Source organism: Streptomyces sp. NBC_00876, from assembly GCF_045207435.1.
In the GTDB taxonomy this organism is placed as follows: Bacteria; Actinomycetota; Actinomycetes; order Streptomycetales; family Streptomycetaceae; genus Streptomyces.
In genome coordinates, this window is sequence record NZ_CP108800.1 from 4,054,434 (window position 1) to 4,073,014 (window position 18,581).

Annotated in this window: 16 protein-coding genes; 11 read left to right on the forward strand and 5 right to left on the reverse strand. The window is 71.2% G+C overall.

The genetic code is table 11. From position 1 onward, the window contains the following. Positions 1-53 precede the first annotated feature (53 nt). From OG782_RS17755 to OG782_RS17780, 6 genes are all read left to right on the forward strand, one after another. Positions 54-1,892, forward strand: coding sequence for an acyl-CoA dehydrogenase (locus tag OG782_RS17755; RefSeq protein ID WP_406452090.1), 1,839 nt, complete (start codon positions 54-56; stop codon positions 1,890-1,892). A gap of 124 nt (positions 1,893-2,016) precedes the next feature. Next, a complete protein-coding gene (locus OG782_RS17760) occupies positions 2,017-2,697 on the forward strand; it encodes a hypothetical protein (RefSeq protein ID WP_406452092.1) in 681 nt (226 codons plus the stop codon). Between the two features lie 56 nt (positions 2,698-2,753). After that, on the forward strand, positions 2,754-3,422 hold the full coding sequence (locus OG782_RS17765; RefSeq protein WP_406452094.1) for a hypothetical protein: 669 nt from the start codon (positions 2,754-2,756) through the stop codon (positions 3,420-3,422). A 62-nt stretch (positions 3,423-3,484) separates the two neighbouring features. Further along, positions 3,485-4,783 (forward strand): M18 family aminopeptidase, encoded by a 1,299-nt coding sequence (locus OG782_RS17770; RefSeq protein ID WP_406452096.1) that lies wholly within the window; start codon positions 3,485-3,487, stop codon positions 4,781-4,783. Positions 4,784-4,883: 100 nt separating this feature from the next. Continuing rightward, positions 4,884-5,102 carry a DUF6458 family protein gene (locus OG782_RS17775; RefSeq protein ID WP_406452098.1) on the forward strand — a complete coding sequence of 73 codons (219 nt, stop codon included), beginning with the start codon at positions 4,884-4,886 and terminating at the stop codon, positions 5,100-5,102. A 123-nt stretch (positions 5,103-5,225) separates the two neighbouring features. Next, on the forward strand, positions 5,226-8,084 hold the full coding sequence (locus tag OG782_RS17780; protein WP_406452100.1) for a BTAD domain-containing putative transcriptional regulator: 2,859 nt from the start codon (positions 5,226-5,228) through the stop codon (positions 8,082-8,084). A gap of 90 nt (positions 8,085-8,174) precedes the next feature. Here OG782_RS17780 and OG782_RS17785 read toward each other — a convergent pair whose 3' ends face one another. Continuing rightward, the gene (locus tag OG782_RS17785) at positions 8,175-9,986 is read right to left on the reverse strand and encodes an NHL domain-containing thioredoxin family protein (protein ID WP_406452102.1); all 1,812 of its coding nucleotides are present in this window, start codon (positions 9,984-9,986) and stop codon (positions 8,175-8,177) included. Positions 9,987-10,050: 64 nt separating this feature from the next. Here OG782_RS17785 and OG782_RS17790 point away from each other — a divergent pair, with 64 nt between their 5' ends. After that, complete coding sequence (locus OG782_RS17790; protein ID WP_406452104.1) at positions 10,051-10,542, forward strand: LURP-one-related/scramblase family protein; 492 nt, start codon at positions 10,051-10,053, stop codon at positions 10,540-10,542. A 132-nt stretch (positions 10,543-10,674) separates the two neighbouring features. On the opposite strand, the gene OG782_RS17795 is transcribed toward OG782_RS17790, so the two are convergent. Next, positions 10,675-11,475, reverse strand: a complete 801-nt coding sequence (locus OG782_RS17795) for a carbon-nitrogen family hydrolase (RefSeq protein WP_406452106.1) — start codon at positions 11,473-11,475, stop codon at positions 10,675-10,677. A gap of 179 nt (positions 11,476-11,654) precedes the next feature. Here OG782_RS17795 and OG782_RS17800 point away from each other — a divergent pair, with 179 nt between their 5' ends. Beyond that, entirely contained in the window at positions 11,655-12,479 is an 825-nt protein-coding gene (locus tag OG782_RS17800; RefSeq protein WP_406452108.1) for a maleylpyruvate isomerase family mycothiol-dependent enzyme, read from the forward strand. 127 nt (positions 12,480-12,606) lie between these two features. Here OG782_RS17800 and OG782_RS17805 read toward each other — a convergent pair whose 3' ends face one another. Further along, complete coding sequence (locus OG782_RS17805) at positions 12,607-13,917, reverse strand: nitrate/nitrite transporter (RefSeq protein ID WP_406452110.1); 1,311 nt, start codon at positions 13,915-13,917, stop codon at positions 12,607-12,609. Next, on the reverse strand, positions 13,914-14,588 hold the full coding sequence (locus OG782_RS17810) for a GntR family transcriptional regulator (protein WP_406452112.1): 675 nt from the start codon (positions 14,586-14,588) through the stop codon (positions 13,914-13,916). Before OG782_RS17810 ends, OG782_RS17805 begins: the two co-directional genes overlap by 4 nt. A gap of 366 nt (positions 14,589-14,954) precedes the next feature. On the opposite strand from OG782_RS17810, the gene OG782_RS17815 reads away from it, so the two are divergent. Continuing rightward, complete coding sequence (locus OG782_RS17815) at positions 14,955-15,854, forward strand: D-alanyl-D-alanine carboxypeptidase family protein (protein ID WP_406452114.1); 900 nt, start codon at positions 14,955-14,957, stop codon at positions 15,852-15,854. 230 nt (positions 15,855-16,084) lie between these two features. Here the strand turns inward: OG782_RS17815 and OG782_RS17820 are convergent, their stop codons facing one another. After that, complete coding sequence (locus OG782_RS17820; protein ID WP_406452116.1) at positions 16,085-16,675, reverse strand: TetR/AcrR family transcriptional regulator; 591 nt, start codon at positions 16,673-16,675, stop codon at positions 16,085-16,087. A gap of 141 nt (positions 16,676-16,816) precedes the next feature. Here OG782_RS17820 and OG782_RS17825 point away from each other — a divergent pair, with 141 nt between their 5' ends. After that, a complete protein-coding gene (locus tag OG782_RS17825) occupies positions 16,817-17,638 on the forward strand; it encodes an SDR family NAD(P)-dependent oxidoreductase (protein ID WP_406452118.1) in 822 nt (273 codons plus the stop codon). Further along, positions 17,635-18,573, forward strand: a complete 939-nt coding sequence (locus OG782_RS17830; RefSeq protein WP_406452120.1) for a DMT family transporter — start codon at positions 17,635-17,637, stop codon at positions 18,571-18,573. The genes OG782_RS17825 and OG782_RS17830 overlap by 4 nt, the downstream gene beginning before the upstream one ends. Positions 18,574-18,581 lie beyond the last annotated feature (8 nt).

Below are 18,581 nucleotides of genomic sequence, written 5' to 3' on the forward strand. Positions count from 1 at the left end.
TCACTCCTCCACGGGGCGCTGCGCGCCACTGCTATTGATTACGGAGCCTTCCCATGGGGCACTACAAGTCGAATCTCCGCGACATCGAGTTCAACCTCTTCGAGGTCCTCGGGCGCGACAAGCTGTACGGCACCGGCCCGTTCGCGGAGATGGACGTCGAGACCGCGAAGAGCATCCTCGACGAGGTCGCCCGCCTCGCGGAGAACGAGCTCGCCGACTCCTACGCCGACGCCGACCGCAACCCGCCGGTCTTCGACCCGGAGACCAACACCGCACCGGTCCCCGACACCTTCAAGAAGTCCTACCAGGCCTTCATGGACTCCGAGTACTGGCGCCTGGGCCTCCCCGAGGAGATCGGCGGCACCACCTCGCCGCGCTCCCTGATCTGGGGTTACGCGGAGCTGCTGCTCGGCGCCAACCCGGCCGTGTGGATGTACTCCTCCGGCCCGGCCTTCGCCGGCATCCTCTTCGAGGAGGGCAACGAGGCGCAGAAGAAGATCGCCGAGATCGCCGTCGAGAAGCAGTGGGGCTCGACGATGGTGCTGACCGAGCCGGACGCCGGTTCCGACGTCGGCGCGGGCCGGACGAAGGCCGTCGAGCAGGAGGACGGCTCCTGGCACATCGAGGGCGTGAAGCGCTTCATCACCTCGGGCGAGCACGACATGTCCGAGAACATCATTCACTACGTGCTGGCCCGCCCCGAGGGCGCCGGACCCGGCACCAAGGGCCTCTCGCTCTTCATGGTCCCGAAGTTCCACTTCGACTGGACCACCGGCGAGCTGGCCGAGCGCAACGGCGTGTACGCGACGAACGTCGAGCACAAGATGGGCCTCAAGGCGTCCAACACCTGCGAGATGACCTTCGGCGACCAGCACCCCGCCAAGGGCTGGCTGATCGGTGACAAGCACGACGGCATCCGCCAGATGTTCCGCATCATCGAGTTCGCCCGCATGATGGTCGGCACGAAGGCCATCGCGACGCTCTCCACCGGCTACCTGAACGCGCTGGAGTACGCCAAGGAGCGCGTCCAGGGCACCGACCTGTCGCAGTTCATGGACAAGACGGCCCCCAAGGTCACCATCACGCACCACCCCGACGTCCGCCGCTCGCTGATGACGCAGAAGGCGTACGCCGAAGGCATGCGCTCCCTGGTGCTCTACACCGCCTCCGTCCAGGACGCGATCCAGGAGAAGGAGGCCGCGGGCGAGGACGCGAAGGCGCTGCACGGCCTCAACGACCTGCTGCTCCCGATCGTGAAGGGCTACGGCTCCGAGAAGTCCTACGAGCAGCTCGCCCAGTCGCTCCAGACGTTCGGCGGCTCCGGGTACCTCCAGGAGTACCCGATCGAGCAGTACATCCGTGACGCCAAGATCGACACGCTGTACGAGGGCACGACGGCCATCCAGGGCCAGGACTTCTTCTTCCGCAAGATCGTCCGCGACCAGGGCGCCTCGCTCAACACGCTCTCCGAGGAGATCAAGAAGTTCCTCGCCGACTCCCAGGGCAACTCCCAGGGCAACGAGGAGCTGTCCGGCGCGCTGGACAGCCTCGCGAAGGCGGCCGTGGACCTGGAGGCGATCGTCGGCACGATGATCGCCGACCTCACCGCGACCGGCGAGGACGTCAAGAACATCTACAAGGTGGGCCTGAACACGACCCGCCTGCTGCTGGCCTCCGGCGATGTCGTCGTCGGATACCTGCTGCTCAAGGGCGCGGCCGTGGCCGCCGAGAAGCTGCCCACCGCCTCCCCGAAGGACGTCGCCTTCTACCGGGGCAAGATCGCCGCCGCGAAGTTCTTCGCCGCGAACATCCTGCCGGGCGTCGGAGCCGAGCGCGCGCTGGCCGAGGCCGTCGACAACTCCCTGATGGAGCTGGACGAGGCCGCGTTCTAGTCACTCTCACCTCAACCACGGCACCGCCACCCGGACTTACCGCCGGGTGGCGGTGCTGTGCGGTGTCCTCTCTATGATCGACCCGGGTCCGGGAGGGGCCGGTTGCCGAGGGGGAGGCTGACGCGTGAGTGGTCTGCGCAAGCGGTGGTACGTACGGGGCGCGGCGGCCGGAGCGGCGGCGCTGCTGCTCGCGGGCTGCGGAGCGGCGGACTCCGGCGCCGGCGCCGGCGAGGACGCCAAGGCGGCCTGGATCGATCAGAGCCGCATGCGGACGGTCCTGCCCGACGCGCAGGCCATGCCCGGCTGGACGACGACCGGCGCGGCCTCGACCACTCCGATGACGGACCGGATGACAAAGAACCTCATCTGTCCCAACAAGAGCAAGACCGGCTGTGAGCGGGCCCGTTTCCTCGGCTCCGTCACCTTCCGGCGCGACGACGACAAGGCCGAGGCCCGCTTCTGGGTGGTCACCTACCAGGAGGAGCAGGACGCCGACTTCGCGTACGACTCGCTGTGGAAGGACACCTGGAGCAAGAACGGCACCCGCAACGTCGACATCGGCACCGTGGGCGCCGAACGCGGCGCCACCGGGGGGACCGCGGGCCGGCACGCGGAGGGGTTCACCGCCCAGGTCCGCGTCGGCACCGTGATCCTCTGGGTCGGCGGCTCGGCCGCGACAGACGCGAAGGGCGTGGCCGACCCGGCCGACAAGGACTTCGCCAAGGACGCCACGGCGATGTTCGCCGAGCGGGCCCAGCAGGCGCAGAACGGCGAGGAACCCTCGGCGGCACTGGCCGCCGCGTAAGGATTCCTGCCACGGCGGCCCCGTGGCGGGGCGCCCAACCGAACGGGGAGCGGATCATGACGCAACGACAGTGGTACATACGCGGCGCGGTGGCCGGGGCGGCCGCGCTGCTGCTCGCGGGCTGCGGTGGCGGGGACGGGGACGGCGCGGCGGCCTCGAAGGCGCTCGGCAAGACGGAGCTCGCCTCGGTCCTGCCGGACGCGAAGGCGATGCCCGGCTGGCGGACCCAGCTGAAGCCCGACGCCCAGGAGCCGGTCCCGGACTACCCGCCGACGGTCTGCCTGGCGGTCGACAGGAAGAAGCGCGCGACGGCCTGCGGCGGCATCACCTACTGGGGTGTCTCCGCCTACGTACGCAAGCCCGACGCCACCTCGCTCAACTTCTGGACGCTCGCCTACAAGGACGAGAAGACCGCCGACGCCGCCTATGACGCGCTGGCCGAGTACTACGGCGGCGACCGGGTCGGTGTGGGAGCGGTGCCGGTGGAGATCGGCGAGCCGGGTGCGGAGCGGGTCTCCAACCGTGCCGGGACGGGCACGATGGGCGGGCCCGCCACCATCACGCAGATCCGGGTCGGCACGACCGTGCTCGGCGTCAGCACCGGCAACCAGGGCAGGAAGACCGTCTCCGACCAGGAGGTGAAGGACCTCGCCGCCATGTTCGCCGAGCGCGCCCAGCAGGCACAGAACGGCGATAAGCCCTCTGCGGCCGTGTCCGGACAGTAGCTGCGGCGTACCCGGGGGACGACGGTGAATCCTCCCGGCCCGGTCTGGTTACAGTGAAGAACATGAGTTCCTCCCTCCGCTTCGACCGCGGGCACACCGACGACCTGATGGCCTTCCTGATGGCCTCTCCCTCCCCGTACCACGCCGTGGCGACCGCCGCTTCGAGGCTGGAGAAGGCCGGATTCCGGCAGGTCGAGGAGACGGCGGCCTGGGACGGGTCCACCGGGGGGAAGTACGTCCTGCGCGGCGGCGCGATCGTGGCCTGGTACGTGCCGGAGGGGGCCACGGCACACACCCCGTTCCGGATCGCCGGGGCCCACACGGACTCGCCGAACCTGCGGGTGAAGCCGCTGCCCGACACCGGTGCGTACGGCTGGCGCCAGGTCGCCGTGGAGGTCTACGGCGGCACGCTCCTCAACACCTGGCTCGACCGCGACCTCGGTCTCGCCGGCCGTATCTCGCTCCGCGACGGGACGCACCGGCTGGTCAGCATCGACCGGCCGCTGCTGCGCGTCCCGCAGCTGGCCGTGCACCTGGACCGGTCGGTCAACCCCGAAGGGCTCAAGCTCGACCGCCAGAAGCACATGCAGCCCATCTGGGGGCTCGGGGACGTCGAGGAGGGCGACCTCATCCGGTTCGTCGCCGAGGAGGCGGGCGTCGACGCCGAGGACATCACCGGCTGGGACCTGATGCCGCACCCCGTCGAGGCACCGTCCTACCTGGGCCGCGACCGCGAGCTGGTGGCCGGTCCGCGCATGGACAACCTGCTCTCCGTGCACGCGGCGACCGCCGCACTCGCCGCCGTCGCCGGGCAGCCCGACTCCGAGATCCCGTACATCCCGGTGCTGGCCGCCTTCGACCACGAGGAGAACGGCTCGCAGTCCGACACCGGCGCGGACGGACCGCTGCTCGGCACGGTCCTGGAGCGCTCCGTGTTCGCCCGCGGCGGTACGTACGAGGACCGTGCCCGCGCCTTCGCCGGCACGGTCTGCCTCTCCTCCGACACCGGCCACGCGATCCACCCCAACTACGCCGAGCGCCACGACCCGACGCACCACCCGGTCGTCAACGGCGGACCGATCCTCAAGATCAACGTCAATATGCGGTACGCGACCGACGGCAGCGGCCGGGCGGTGTTCGCGGCGGCGTGCGAGAAGGCGGGCGTGCCGTGGCAGACGTTCGTCTCCAACAACTCGATGCCGTGCGGCACGACGATCGGCCCGATCACCGCGGCCCGGCACGGCATTCAGACGGTCGACATCGGTGTCGCCATCCTGTCGATGCACTCCGCCCGTGAGCTGTGCGGCGCGGACGACCCGTACCTGCTGGCGAACGCGCTGGCTTCGTTCCTGGCGGGCTGAGTCCCCGTCCCGGCCCGGGGCACGCGCATGGCCGCCACCGGGCCGGGTACCCGCTCCGTACACGGCCCGGAGCTTCCGGGCCGTCGAGGAGGCGGGATTCATGGGACTCGGAGGATGCATCATCCTCATCGGTGCGGGGGCGGTACTCGCCTTTGCGACCGACTGGGAACTGGACACCGTCAACGTCGGCATGGTCGGTTGGATCATGATGATCGTCGGCATCATCGGCGTCTTCGTCTACGCCAGTGTGATGCGGCGACGCCGCATGGTCGTGCCGCCCACCACCACGGTGGTGTCCGAGGACGAACGCCGGTTCTGACCCCAAGGGGTGCGCCCCGCCGACCGGGCGCACCCCTTGGCCGGCGGACCGCAACCCCCGATATTCTGGGCACTTGTCCGTGACCCGGCACCGGGCGCGTCACACCCCGAAGGGGAGCCGCTCGTGGAGTTCCGGCTGCTCGGCACGGTCTGCGTCGACACGCTGACCGGGCCGCTGCCACTTGGCCCAGCCAAGCGCCGCAGCCTGCTCGCCGCCCTGCTGCTGCGCCCCAACACACCGGTGTCCATGACCCGGTTGACGGACTGCCTGTGGGACGACACCCCTCCGCTGCACGCCCGCACGGTCATCCAGGGCCATGTGTCCCGGCTGCGCGTCCTGCTGATGGGCGCGGACGCGGAGGCGTACGGGGTCGAGCTGGCCACCCTCGGCGATGCCTACATGCTGCGGGTGCCGGAGACCCTGCTGGACTCCCAGCGGTTCGACGAACTGCTGATGCTGGCCCGGGAACAGCGCAGCCCGTCCGACACGGTGCTCATGCTGAAGGAGGCCCTGTCGCTGTGGCAGGGGCCCGCACTCACGGGCACGTCCCCGAGCGCACCGCTCCAGGCCGCCGCACACGCGCTGGAGGAGTCCCGGCTCATCACGGTCGAGCAACTGGCGCACTCCTACGGACTGCTGGGCGAGCACCACCGAGCGGCTGCGGTGCTGCGGGCCGAGGCCGTCGCCCATCCGATGCGGGAGTCCCTCGCCGCGGCGCTGATGACGGCGCTGTACCGGTCGGGGCGCCAGTCGGAGGCGCTGGACTGGTTCCACCGCACGCGACGGCTGCTCGCCGACGAACTGGGCATCGACCCGGGCCGCGAACTCGCCGACGCGTACGCGCAGATCCTGCGCGGCGCCCCGGCCCCGGACGCCGCCACGGCGTCCGTACCGCGTACGAGGTCCGTGGCGGGAACACCCCCCGCGGCCACCGCGTCCAAAGGCGGTGCGGAGGGGCCGGAGGATGCCCCCGCCACGGCACGCACCGCACTCGCCGAGGTGCAGGGACCACCCGCGCCCCGGTCCCCGCGCCTGCCCGCCCCGGCGCACTCCGCCGGCGAGCCGCTCCTCATCGATCTGCTGCCCCGTCCCCCGCGCGGCTTCCAGGGACGCGGCGGCGAACTCGCCGCGCTCTCCCGGGCGGCGGCGGGCGAGGCACCCGTCTGTCTGGTCACCGGCCCCGCGGGAGTGGGCAAGACCGCGCTGGCCCTGCACTGGGCACGCCGTTCCCCCGCGGCCTTCCCCGACGGGCGGCTCTTCGCCGATCTGCGCGGGTACGGCGACACCGGTGAGCCGACACCCCTGGAGGTCCTGCGCGAGTTCCTGCTGGCGCTCGGGGTCCCGGCCCGCCGGGTCCCGGAGTCCGTCACGGCCGCCGCCGCGCTCTTCCGCACCCTGACCGACCGGCGCAGCCTGCTCGTCGTCCTCGACAACGTCCGCAGCTCGGCCCAGGTCAGGCCGCTGCTGCCGGGCGGCGCCGACTGCGTCACCCTGATCACCAGCAGGCACCGGCTGGAAGGCCTCATCGCCTCCGACGCCGCGCGCCCGGTCCCGCTGGACGTGCTCGAACCGCCGGACGGCACCGCGCTGCTGGCCGGGGTGCTCGGCGAGGAAAGGGTCCTCGCCGAACCGGTGGCCGCACGCCGGCTCGCCGAACTCTGCGGCGGCCTGCCGCTCGCCCTGCGGGTCACGGCGGCCCGGCTGGCCGGCCGGCCGCAGTGGACACTCGCCGGCATGGCCGACGAACTCGCCGACGAACGCAGCCGGCTGACGTACCTCGACGCGGAGGACACCGGGGTCTCCGCCGCGCTGCGGCTGACCGTGCAGCAGTTGCCGCCGGACGCCGTCCACCACTTCACCCGCCTCGGGCACCACCCGGGCAGCCATTTCGACCCGTACACGGCCGCCGCCCTCGCCGGCAGCGACCCGGTCGTCGCCGCGGCGGCGCTGGAACGGCTCGCCGCCGCCCACCTCGTCACCGAGACGGGTCCCGGGCGCTGGGTGCTGCACGATCTGGTGCGCCTGTACGCCCGGGGCCTGGACCCCGCGTCCGGTCCCGCCGCGCTCATCGGTGTGCTCGACCACTGCATCGCCACCGCGCTCGCCGCCGCCGACACGGCCGAACCCGGCGGTGAGCCCTGCTTCGTACTGCCCGACGACTACCACCGGCCGGCCGCCGTAAGGGACTTCACCGACCGGGCATCGGCGATGAACTGGCTGGCCACCGAACGCGAGGACCTCGCGCTCGCCGCTGCCGCCGCCCGGAGCGCCGGGCTCGACGACCGGGCCTGGCGGATCATCCTGCTCCAGTGGCCGCACGTGGTGTGGCGGGTGCGGGACGGCTGGACCCCGATGCTGGAACTGGCGCTGGACGCGGCCGTCGCCCAGGACGATCCGTACGCCGAGTCCCGGGTGCGCAATCTGCTCGGCTGGGTGCTGACGGAGGAGGGCCGGCTCACCGAGGCCGTCACGCTGCTCGAGCGTTCCCCGGGCCTGGCCCGGCAGGCCGGTGACCGGCTCGGCGAAGCCACCGCGCTGATCAACCTGGCCATCGTCCAGGCCGAGCAGGGTGGGCTCGACGAGGCGTTGGAAGGCTGCGAACGCGCCCTGGAACTGGCCAGGAGGGAGCCCGACGCGCACACCGAGATGCTCGCCCTTCAGCACCTCGCACGCTTGCAGCTCGCCGCCGGCCGCCCGCAGGACGCCCTGGACTCCGCCCGGACCGCCTTCGATCTGGGGCCCGAGCACGAGGAGGCGGCCCGCCGGGTGCTGCTGCTGACCGTCAGCGGCGAGGCGCACCTGGCCCTGGGCGCGGAGGACGAAGGCATACGGCTGCTGGACCTGGCGGCCGCGGAGGCGGAACGCGCCGGGTACGACGAGGGCGCGGTGCGGGCGCTGACGGCGCTGCTGCGGGTGACGGCCACGACGGAGTACGTACGGCGGCACGAGGAGGCGGCCCGGCGACTGGCCGACGACGGGTGAGGCGGGGCGGTCGGGCGGGAGTGCCGGGCGGAGCGGTCGGGCGGGGGGTGTCGGGCGGTGAGCGCTCCCGCCCGACACCCCCCGCCCCGCTCAGCCCTGCTCGTCCATTCCGGCGAGCACCAGCGGCAGCCGGGTCGCCCCCTGCGCACCGACGCGGACGGGAACGCCCCAGTCCTGCTGGTGGACATGGCAGGCGGGGTACTCGTTCGCCGGGTCGTCGTCGCAGGACGCGGCCATCGCCGATACGTGCAGGACGCCCTCGGTCACCCCGTCGGCCAGGACGAGGTCGCGGAAGAGGTCGGTACCGGCTCCTTCGCCCCCGGCCAGCAGCTCCGGCGGGGTCGAGGAGACCAGCAGCCGGGTCGACGGCCCGTACCGGGTGTCGAGCTTCTGACCGGCGGGCGCCTGGAAGACGACATCGAGCCGGAGCGTGCCCGGGGCGATCTCGGTGGCGGCGCGCTGCGTGCGGTGCGCCTGGTCCGCCACGCGTACCGCCTCCTCGGGCAGCCGCAGCCGGGTCAGCCGGTGCCGGGCGGACTCGACGACCACGAGATCGCCGTCCACCAGTACGGCGTCGCTGGGCTCGCGCAGATCCGTGGCCAGCGTGGTGACCTCGTCGCTCGCCGGGTCGTAACGGCGCAGGGCGTGGTTGTACGTGTCGCACACGGCGACGGATCCGTCCGGCAGCGCGGTGACGCCCAGCGGGTGCTGGAACAGCGCCTGCCCGGCCGGGCCGTCACGGTGGCCGAAGTCGAAGAGGCCGGTGCCGACGGCGGTGTGGACGGCGCCCTCCCGGTCGACGTAGCGAAGCGAGGAGGTCTCCGAGTCGGCGACCCAGAGCCGGTCCGGCGTCGCCGCGAGCCCGGACGGCTGGGCGAACCAGGCCTCCGCGCCGGGACCGTCGACCAGCCCTTCGTTGGTCGTGCCGGCCTCGACGCGCACGGTGGAGCCCTCGGGGTCGTACGTCCACAGCTGGTGCACGCCCGCCATGGCGATCCACAGCCGGCCGTCGAACCAGGCGACGTCCCACGGCGAGGAGAGGTCGACCTCGCGGGCCGCGCCGCTGGTGGGGGCGCCCTGCCACCACTGACGGCCGGTGCCGGCCAGGGTGGTCGTCGTACCGGTCGTGAGGTCGAGGGCACGGATCGCGTGGTTGACGGTGTCGGCGACGGCGATCCGCCCGTCCGGGAGCAGCGCCAGACCCTGCGGCTCGCTGAACCGGACCTCGTCGGGCCCGCCGTCGGCGAATCCGCGGTCACCGGTCCCGAAGTGACGGCGGACGCTCTCGCCGTCCTCGTCCAGCTCGACCAGCCGGTGGCGGGTGGTGTCGGAGACCAGGAACCCGCCGTCGGCCAGCGCCAGCGCCTTCCCGGGGAACCGCAGATGGGTGGCCACCGGCTCGGGCGCCACATAGGGCCCGTCACCGCGCCGCAGAGTGCCCTTCGCGGCGTGCTCGGCCTCCAGCTCCTCGACCAGCTTCTCAATGGCATGGGCGTGCCCCTCGCCCGCGTGCTGGGCGACGATGTACCCCTCGGGGTCGACGACGACGAGCGTCGGCCAGGCGCGCACGGCGTACTGCTTCCACGTGACGAGCTCGGGGTCGTCCAGCACCGGGTGGTGCACCTCGTACCGCTCGACGGCGTCGACGACAGCCTGGTGCTCCGCCTCGTGGACGAACTTCGGCGAGTGCACGCCGACGATCACCACGGTGTCGCGGTGCTTCTCCTCCAGCTCGCGCAGCTCATCGAGGACGTGCAGACAATTCACACAGCAAAAGGTCCAAAAATCCAAGATCAAAATGCGCCCTCGCAGGTCAGCGAGGGTGTACTGCTGGTCGCCTGTATTGAGCCAGCCGCCCTTGCCGACCAGTTCGGGGGCCCTGACGCGCGCACGTGTTGCCATGTGAACAGTCAACCTCACCGTGGCGTCCACGCATTCCGCGGAGGGCTCGGGGAACCTGTGAGCCATGAGACTTCTCGTACGTGAGCGACTGTTCGGCATCGGCGACGACTACTGGATCGAGGATGCGGACGGGCGCAAGGCGTTCCTCGTCGACGGCAAGGCCATGCGGGTGCGCGACACCTTCGAGCTGAAGGACGCGCAGGGCCGGATCGTCGTCGAGATCAAGCAGAAGCTGCTCAGTCTGCGCGACACGATGCTCATCGAGCGGGGCGGCGAGCAGCTCGCCAAGGTGAAGCGGAAGCGGCTGTCGCTGCTGCGCAATCACTACCGGGTGACGCTGGTGGACGGCACCGAGCTCGACGTCAGCGGCAAGATCCTGGACCGCGAGTTCGCGGTGGAGTACGACGGGGAGCTGCTGGCCCAGATCTCGCGCCGCTGGCTGACCGTCCGGGACACGTACGGAATCGATGTCGTCCGCGAGGACGCCGATGCGGGGCTGCTGATCGCCGTGGCGGTGTGCGTGATCGTGCTCGCGGAGAAGGAGCACGCGGGCTGAGGCGTGCCGGTGCCTGTTTCACGTGAAACAGGCACCGGCCGATGGCGAGGCATCCGGCTGTCCCGGACCCGTCGGCGGCGCGAGCCCCCGGGCAGCTGTCCGAGGCCAGTCGGCGGCGCGAGCCCCGACCGGCTATCCGAGACCCACCGGCGGCGCGAGCCCCAGGCGGCGGTCCTTGAGTGCGGGGAACTGGTCGCGGACGGTGGCGACCTTGGCCGGGTCGAACTCCACGCTCAGCACCTCCTCGTCCGCCCCTGCCTCGGCGAGCACCTCGCCCCAGGGGTCGACGACGATGCTGTGTCCGGCCTGCTGGACCCCGCCGTGGGTGCCGGCCGAGCCGACGGCCAGGACGTAGGCCTGGTTCTCCACGGCGCGGGCCCGGGCGAGGAGTGTCCAGTGGGCGCGGCGGCGTTCCGGCCAGCCCGCCGCGAGGACCAGGGTTTCGGCGCCCGCGTCGACCAGCCCGCGGAACATCTCCGGGAAGCGCAGGTCGTAGCAGGTGGCGAGGCCGATCGTGGTCTGCGGCAGGGCGAGCGTCACCAGTTCGTCGCCGGCCCCCATCATGACCGCCTCGCCCTTGTCGAAGCCGAAGCGATGGATCTTGCGGTACACGGCGGCCTGTTCGCCCTCGGGGGTGAGGACGAGCGTGGTGTTGTACAGCGTGCCGTCGGCGGCCCGCTCGACGAAGGAACCGGCGTGCAGCCAGACCCCGGCATCCGCGGCGGCCTTGGCCATCACCTCGTGCGTGGGGCCCCGCAGCGGTTCGGCCTCGGCCTCGAACTCCGTGTAGGCGAAGGCCCCGACCGGCCAGAGCTCGGGCAGGACCACCAGGTCAGCGCCCCGCTGGGCGGCGACCAGTGAAGCCGCACGTTCCCTACGGGAACTGACGGATTCGTCCGGGTCTACTGCGATCTGGATGAGAGAGGCGCGCACACTACCACCGTCCTGGCATTCGAGCCGTCAACACGGGCCTACGATCGTCACACGAAAGCACTGCCGGGGTGCCTGCTCGCAGCGTAACTTGGACCGACCGAACCTCACTGCAGCCAGCAGCCCGCAGTCCGCGCCCAAGCTCTCCAGCCCATGCACCGCAGAACCGCACGAGGGGTCCCGTGACCGTCCATCCCATCCTCCAGACCTACGCCGACGCCTGGACCCACTCCATCGAGTCGATAGCCGAGCTGGTGAGCCCGCTCACCGAGGGGGAGTGGAACGGCCGTACGCCATGTCCCAACTGGTCGGTGCGCGACATCGTGTCGCACATCATCGGTATGGAGTGCGAGCAGCTCGGCGATCCGCGCCCGATCCACACACTGCCGCGCGATCTCTACCATGTGCAGAGCGACTTCGCCCGCTACATGGAGATGCAGGTCGATGTGCGGCGCCATCACACCGCGCCGGAGATGACCTCCGAGCTGGAGTACACGATCATCCGCCGGGCCCGTCAGCTGCGCAATGAGTCGCGTGACCCGGAGACCATGACGCGGGCGCCGCTGGGCGCCGAGCAGACCCTCGAACTGGCGCTGCGGATGCGCGTCTTCGATGTCTGGGTGCACGAGCAGGATCTGCGTACGACGCTGGGCCGGCCGGGCAATCTGGACTCCCCCGGTTCCTCGATCGTCCGGGACACCCTGCTGGCCGGGCTGCCGAAGGTGGTCGCCAAGGACGCGGGCGCCCCGCCCAACTCGGCGGTCGTGCTGGATGTGCACGGGCCGGTGGAGTTCCTGCGCACGGTCCGGGTCGACGCGGAGGGCCGCGGTTCGGTGGACGGTGCGCCGTCGCTGGGTCCCGCGGTGACGCTGGCGATGGACTGGGAGACGTACGTCCGCCTCGCCTGCGGGCGGGTACGGGCCGGTGCGGTCGCGGACCGGGTCAAGGCCGAGGGCGATCAGGACCTGGCCGCCGCCATCCTGCAGAACTTCGCCGTCACCCCGTAGCCGCCACCCCGTAGTCATCGCCCCGTAGTCACGAGTCACGGCAACCGGTGCGCCCGCCCCGCAGGGGGGACGGGCGCACCGCCGTTTTACGGGGTCACGCGGGCACGTGCACGGCCGTTCCGCGGAGTCACGCGGGCACGTGCACGGCCTCCACGCGGCTGATCACGTGGTGCTCCCGTTCCCGGTGGGCGGCCTTCCGGCGCAGCCGCAGGATCTGTGCGACCCCGAGCGTCTCCAGGACGAAGACCGAGGCGAACGCGATGCGGTAGTTGTCGCCGGACGCGTCCAGCAGCACACCGACGGCGAACAGCGTGGTCATCGAGGCGACGAAGCCGCCCATGTTGACGATGCCGGACGCGGTGCCCTGGCGCTCCGGCGGGTTGGCCGGGCGGGCGAAGTCGAAGCCGATCATCGAGGCGGGCCCGCAGGAGCCGAGCACCACGCACAGCGTGATCAGCAGCCACATCGGGGCGTGGTCGCCGGGGTGCAGGATGACCGACGCCCAGAGCAGGGCCGTCATCGCGACGGTGCCGAGCGCGAGCGGGATCCGGGCCGTGTGGTGGCGGGCGATGATCTGCCCGTAGACGAGGCCGACGGCCATGTTGGAGAGCACGACCAGGGTCAGCAGTTCCCCGGCGGTCCCCCGGCTCAGCCCCTGGTCCTCCACCAGGAACGGCATGCCCCACAGCAGCAGGAACACCATGGCCGGGAACTGCGTGGTGAAGTGCACCCACATCCCGAGCCTGGTGCCGGGCTCCCGCCAGGCGGCGGCGATCTGCTTGCGCACGTACGCCCCGCCGGCGTGTTCGGCGGGCGGCGGCTCGTGCCCCTCGGGGTGGTCCTTCAGAAAGAGCAGGAGCAGCACCAGCACGACGACCCCGGCCAGCGAGCTGCCGACGAAGGTGCTGGTCCAGCCGAAGCCGTGCAGGGACCGGGCGATGACCAGGGTCGAGACGAGGTTGCCCGCCATGCCGAAGAGGGCGGCGACCTGCCCGATCAGCGGCCCGCGCCGGGCCGGGAACCAGCGCGCCCCGAGCCGCAGCACGCTGATGAACGTCATCGCGTCGCCGCAGCCCAGCAGGGCGCGGGAGGCGAGCGCGGTGCCGTACGAGGGGGAGAGCGCGAATCCGAGCTGTCCGAGGGTGAACAGGACGGCCCCGATGGCGAGGACCTTCTTGGTGCCGAGCCGGTCCACCATCAGCCCGACGGGTATCTGCATGCCCGCGTAGACGAGCAGCTGGAGGATGGAGAAGGTGGAGAGCGCCGAGGCGTTGACGTCGAACCGGTCCGCGGCGTCCAGTCCGGCGACACCCAGGCTGGTGCGGAAGATGATCGCGACGAAGTAGACGGCGACACCGATGCCCCAGACCCGGGCGGCACGCCGGCCGCCGGGCGGATCACCGGGCAGGGACAGGGTGGGGGCGGCGGCGGAGCTCACCGGTCCTCACCCCTGACCAGCACCTTGACCCGGCTGACGTGGCGGCGCACGACCTGTGCGGCACCGTCCGCGTCCCCGGACCTGATCGCTTCGAGCAGCTCACCGTGCTCGGTGATGTTGGCGGCGATCCTGCCGGGGTGGGCCTCCATGACGGCGACGCCCATCCTCAGCTGCCGGTCGCGGAGCTGGTCGTAGAGGCGGGAGAGGATCTCGTTGCCCGCGTGGCGGACGATCTCGGCGTGGAAGCAGCGGTCCTTCACGGAGACGGCGGCCAGATCGCCGGCGTCCGACATCTGCCGCTGCTCCTCCAGGAGCTCCTCCAGCCGGGCGATCAGCTTCGCCGACGCGGGCACCGCCTTGCGTACGGCGAACTCCTCGACCAGCAGCCGGGTCTCCACGACGTCCGCGATCTCCTGGGCGGAGACCGCGAGCACCAGGGCGCCCTTCTTCGGGTAGAGCTTGATCAGCCCTTCGACCTCCAGCCGCAGCAGCGCCTCGCGCACGGGCGTACGGGAGACCCCCACGGCCTCCGCGAGATCGCCTTCGGTCAGAAGCGTCCCGCCCTCGTAGCGGCGGTCCAGGACCGCCTCCTTGATGTGTGCGTAGACGCGGTCGGCGGCGGGGGGCTGCTTCACGGGCGGGCGTACGGGGGACGGGGCTGGGGCAGGCATGCGCACAGCATAGATACAACATGAACGCATGAGGGACCAGGTCCACGATCCGGACGTCCGCCCCAGCCGGAATCCAGCGGAATTCCTGCCGCACAACATCCGGAATCGAGCGGAACCCCCCGCCGCGCAGCATCCGGAATCGGGCAGACTCCCCGCCGCACAACATCCGGAAATCGGGCAGAACCCCGCACGTCACAGCATCCGGAATCGAGCGAAGCCCCCGTCACACGACATCCGGAATGCCTCGCCCCGGATGTCGTAGAAAATCACCTCTCACACGCCACAACCATTCATCGCACTCATAAGTCTCATCAGCGCGCGGCACCCTCATGTGGCCGCATTCCAGGGGCATTTGGAGCATTCAAGTTGAAACTCGGCATTAAGGGCATACGGCGCGTTTCCGTCACCGCCACGGTGGCCCTCACCGCAGGTGCCGTCATCGCGGGCGGCGCGTTCGCCTCCACGGCACAGGCCGCCACGCCGCCGACACCGACGATCGTCGCCAAGGGCGGCTTCGTGATGAACAACGGCACCGGGAAGACCTTGTTCACCAAGGCCGCGGACACCCGTCGTTCCACCGGCTCCACCACGAAGATCATGACCGCCCGGGTGGTGCTGGCCCAGAAGGGCCTGAACCTGGACTCCAAGGTCACGATCCAGAAGGCGTACAGCGACTACATCGTCTCCAAGGGCGCGTCCTCGGCACGCCTCATCGTGGGCGACAAGGTCACCGTCCGCCAGCTGCTGTACGGCCTGATGCTGCCGTCCGGCTGCGACGCCGCGTACGCCCTGGCCGACAAGTTCGGCTCCGGCACCACGCGCGCGGCCCGGGTGAAGTCGTTCATCGGCAAGATGAACAGCACCGCGAAGACCCTCGGCCTGAAGAACACGCACTTCGACTCGTTCGACGGCATAGGGAACGGGTCCAACTACTCGACCCCGCGCGACCTGACGAAGCTCGCGAGCAGCGCGATGAAGTACTCCACGTTCCGCACGGTCGTGAAGACGAAGTCGACGAAGCAGAAGGTCACCACGAAGAGCGGTGGCTACCGCTACATGGCGTGGACCAACACGAACAAGCTGCTGGGCACCTACAGCGGCGCGATCGGCGTGAAGACCGGCTCCGGCCCGACCGCCAAGTACTGCCTGGTCTTCGCCGCGACCCGCAGCGGCAAGACGGTCATCGGTACGGTCCTGACCTCCACCTCGGAGACCACCCGTACGGCTGACGCGAAGAAGCTCATGGACTACGGCTTCAAGAAGTAGCCCAGCGGTACGGAAGTGGCCCTGCGCCACGGAAGTACCGCAGCGGTACGGAAGTAGCCCTGCGCCACGGAAGTACCGCAGCGGTACGGAAGTAGCCCTGCGCCACGGAAGTACCGCAGCGGCAGGAATGTGCACGAAGGTGCCCGGCGCGTGCGGTCTCGCATGCGCCGGGCACCTTCGTGTTCACCCACCGCCGACCCGTCCCGCGAAGACGCCCGGCCGCCCCCATTTCAGGCGCGCGGCCCCGCACCGTGCAGCAGGGTGTCGATGATGCGGGCGGCGGCCGCGTCCGGGTCGGCGCCGTCCGGGTCGGAACCGTCCGCGTTGCCGCGCAGGGACTCCCCGATGAGCGCGTAGTAGACCCGGCGCACCCACTCCAGGTCGGCCGCCGAGTCGATGACCTTCTCCGCCTGGGCCCGCTGCAACACGGCGACGCAGCGGCGGTCGATGTCCTGCTGAAGGACGGCGGCCTCGCTGTCCGGATCCGCCGGCAGCCCCAGGGCGAAGGCCCAAGCGCCCTTGACCTGAAGCACATTGGCCGTGATCCGGTGCATCGCCACCAGCGGCGGCGCGGTGTCCGGCCGGCCGTCGTCCACCGCCTGGGCGAGCTGGCGGGCCGCCGACAACGCCAGCGCCTCGATCAGCGACTGCCGATTCGCGAACCGCCGGTGGATCGTCGTCCGGGCCACTCCCGCAGCCACGGCGATCTGCTCCATGGATGCGCCGGGGTCCTCGGCGAGCACCCGCTCGGCCGCTTCCAGGACCGCGCGCACGCTGCGCTCCGCGTCCGCCCGCAGCGGTCGTGCCGCCATTTCGCCCATTACGCCTCCCATTCGACCACTTGCCCTGAAACACAGTACAACCAAGATGCGATCCCAGCCATATATGCATCATCGCTGTTGCATTTCTTCCAGTTACTAGTACTGTCACGTCCTAGTTGCCGCCGATCGCAGGAGGAACTCATGCACAGCACCGCCCTCGTCACCGGAGCATCGTCCGGGCTCGGCGCGGAGTTCGCCGAGCAGCTCGCCGCCCAGGGGCACGACGTGATCCTGGTGGCGCGGTCCGGCGACCGGCTCGCCGCGCTCGCCGAGCGACTGATCGCCCACCACGGCGTCCGCGCCCATGTACTGGTCCAGGACCTCGCCGAGCCGGACGCGGCCCGCCGCATCGCCGACGAGCTGGCAGAACGCGGCCTGAACGTCGACCTGCTGGTCAACAATGCCGGCTTCGGCACCTGCGGCCGATTCGAGGAAATCCCCTGGGCCCGCGACCACGACCAGCTCATGGTCAACGTCGTCGCCCTCGTCGACCTCACCCACCTGCTGCTGCCCGGCATGCTGGAGCGCGGCAGCGGCGCGGTCGTCAACGTCGCGTCCAACGCCGCCTTCCAGCCGTCCCCGTACTTCGCCGTCTACAGCGCGTCGAAGGCCTTCGTGCTCAACTTCGGCCTCGCCCTGCGTCAGGAGTACCGCCGGCGCGGCATCCGCGTGCTCACCTTGTGCCCCGGCCCGGTCGAGACCGCCTTCTTCGAGACCATCGGCACCCGCAAGGCGGCCGTCACCGGCTCGATGACCACTCCGGAACCCGTCGTACGCGCAGCCCTGCGCGCCCTGGACCGCGACCGCGGCTATGTCGCCCCCGGATTCAGCAACGCCCTCGGCGCCCACCTGACACCCCGCCGCCCCCGCACCCTGGTCGCCGCCATCGCCGAGCGCGTCACCCGCAAGGTCCTCACCGCCCCGTCGGCCACCGCCTCGACGCAGCGGGAGCACGCAGCATGAAATCCGCCTCCATCGGCGCCGCATCGGCCATGCTGCTCGTCGGCACCTCGACAGCCGTGTCCGCCACCATCGCCGACTATCCGGTCTTAGCAGGACAGGCTCTGCGCTATGCGCTCGCCGCAGCGATCCTGCTCGTCGTCGTACGCCACCAGCGCCTGCCCCGTGTCCGCCTGACGGCACGTGATCTCGTACTCCTGGCCGCACTGTCCGCCACCGGCCTGGCCGGCTTCAATCTCTTCCTCGTCGCGGCCACCCGGCACGCAGGCCCCGCGATGATCGGCACCGTGGTCGGAGCCGTCCCCCTCGTCCTCGCCCTCCTCGGGCCCTTGATGGAGCGCCGTCGCCCGGCCCCGCACACCGTCGGCGCCGCGCTCGTGGTCGCACTCGGCGCAGCCGTCGCCGCCGGACTCGGCTCGGGCAGCCTGGAGGGCCTCCTGCTGTCACTCGGCGCGCTCGTCTGCGAGGTGGCCTTCTCCCTGCTCGCCATCCCGCTGCTGCCGAAGATCGGCCCCCTGCGGGTCGCCGCCTACCCCGCCGCCCTGTCCGTGCCCCTGCTGCTGGCCGCGAGCCTCGCCCTGGAAGGTACGGACGCCCTGCGGCTGCCCGCCCCCGGTGAGGCCGCCGCCTTCATCTACCTCGGCGCGATCGTCACCGCCGCCGCGTTCTTCCTCTGGTACGACGCGCTGCGCCGCCTCGGCGCCGACCGCGCTGGCCTCTTCGCCGGCCTCGTACCCGTGGGCGCCCTGCTCACCACCGTCGCCCTCGGCCTCGGCCGGGCGGGCCCCGCCGACGTCATCGGGGCACTTCTCGTCACCGCGGGCGTCGTCATCGGCCTCCGCCGGCCCGGCCGTGAGCGCCGAGGACCGCACCGTCCCCGGGGTGCGGTCGGTGAACCGGCGGCCGACGGGTCCTCACGGTCACCGCAGAACGCCTGATGCGCGAT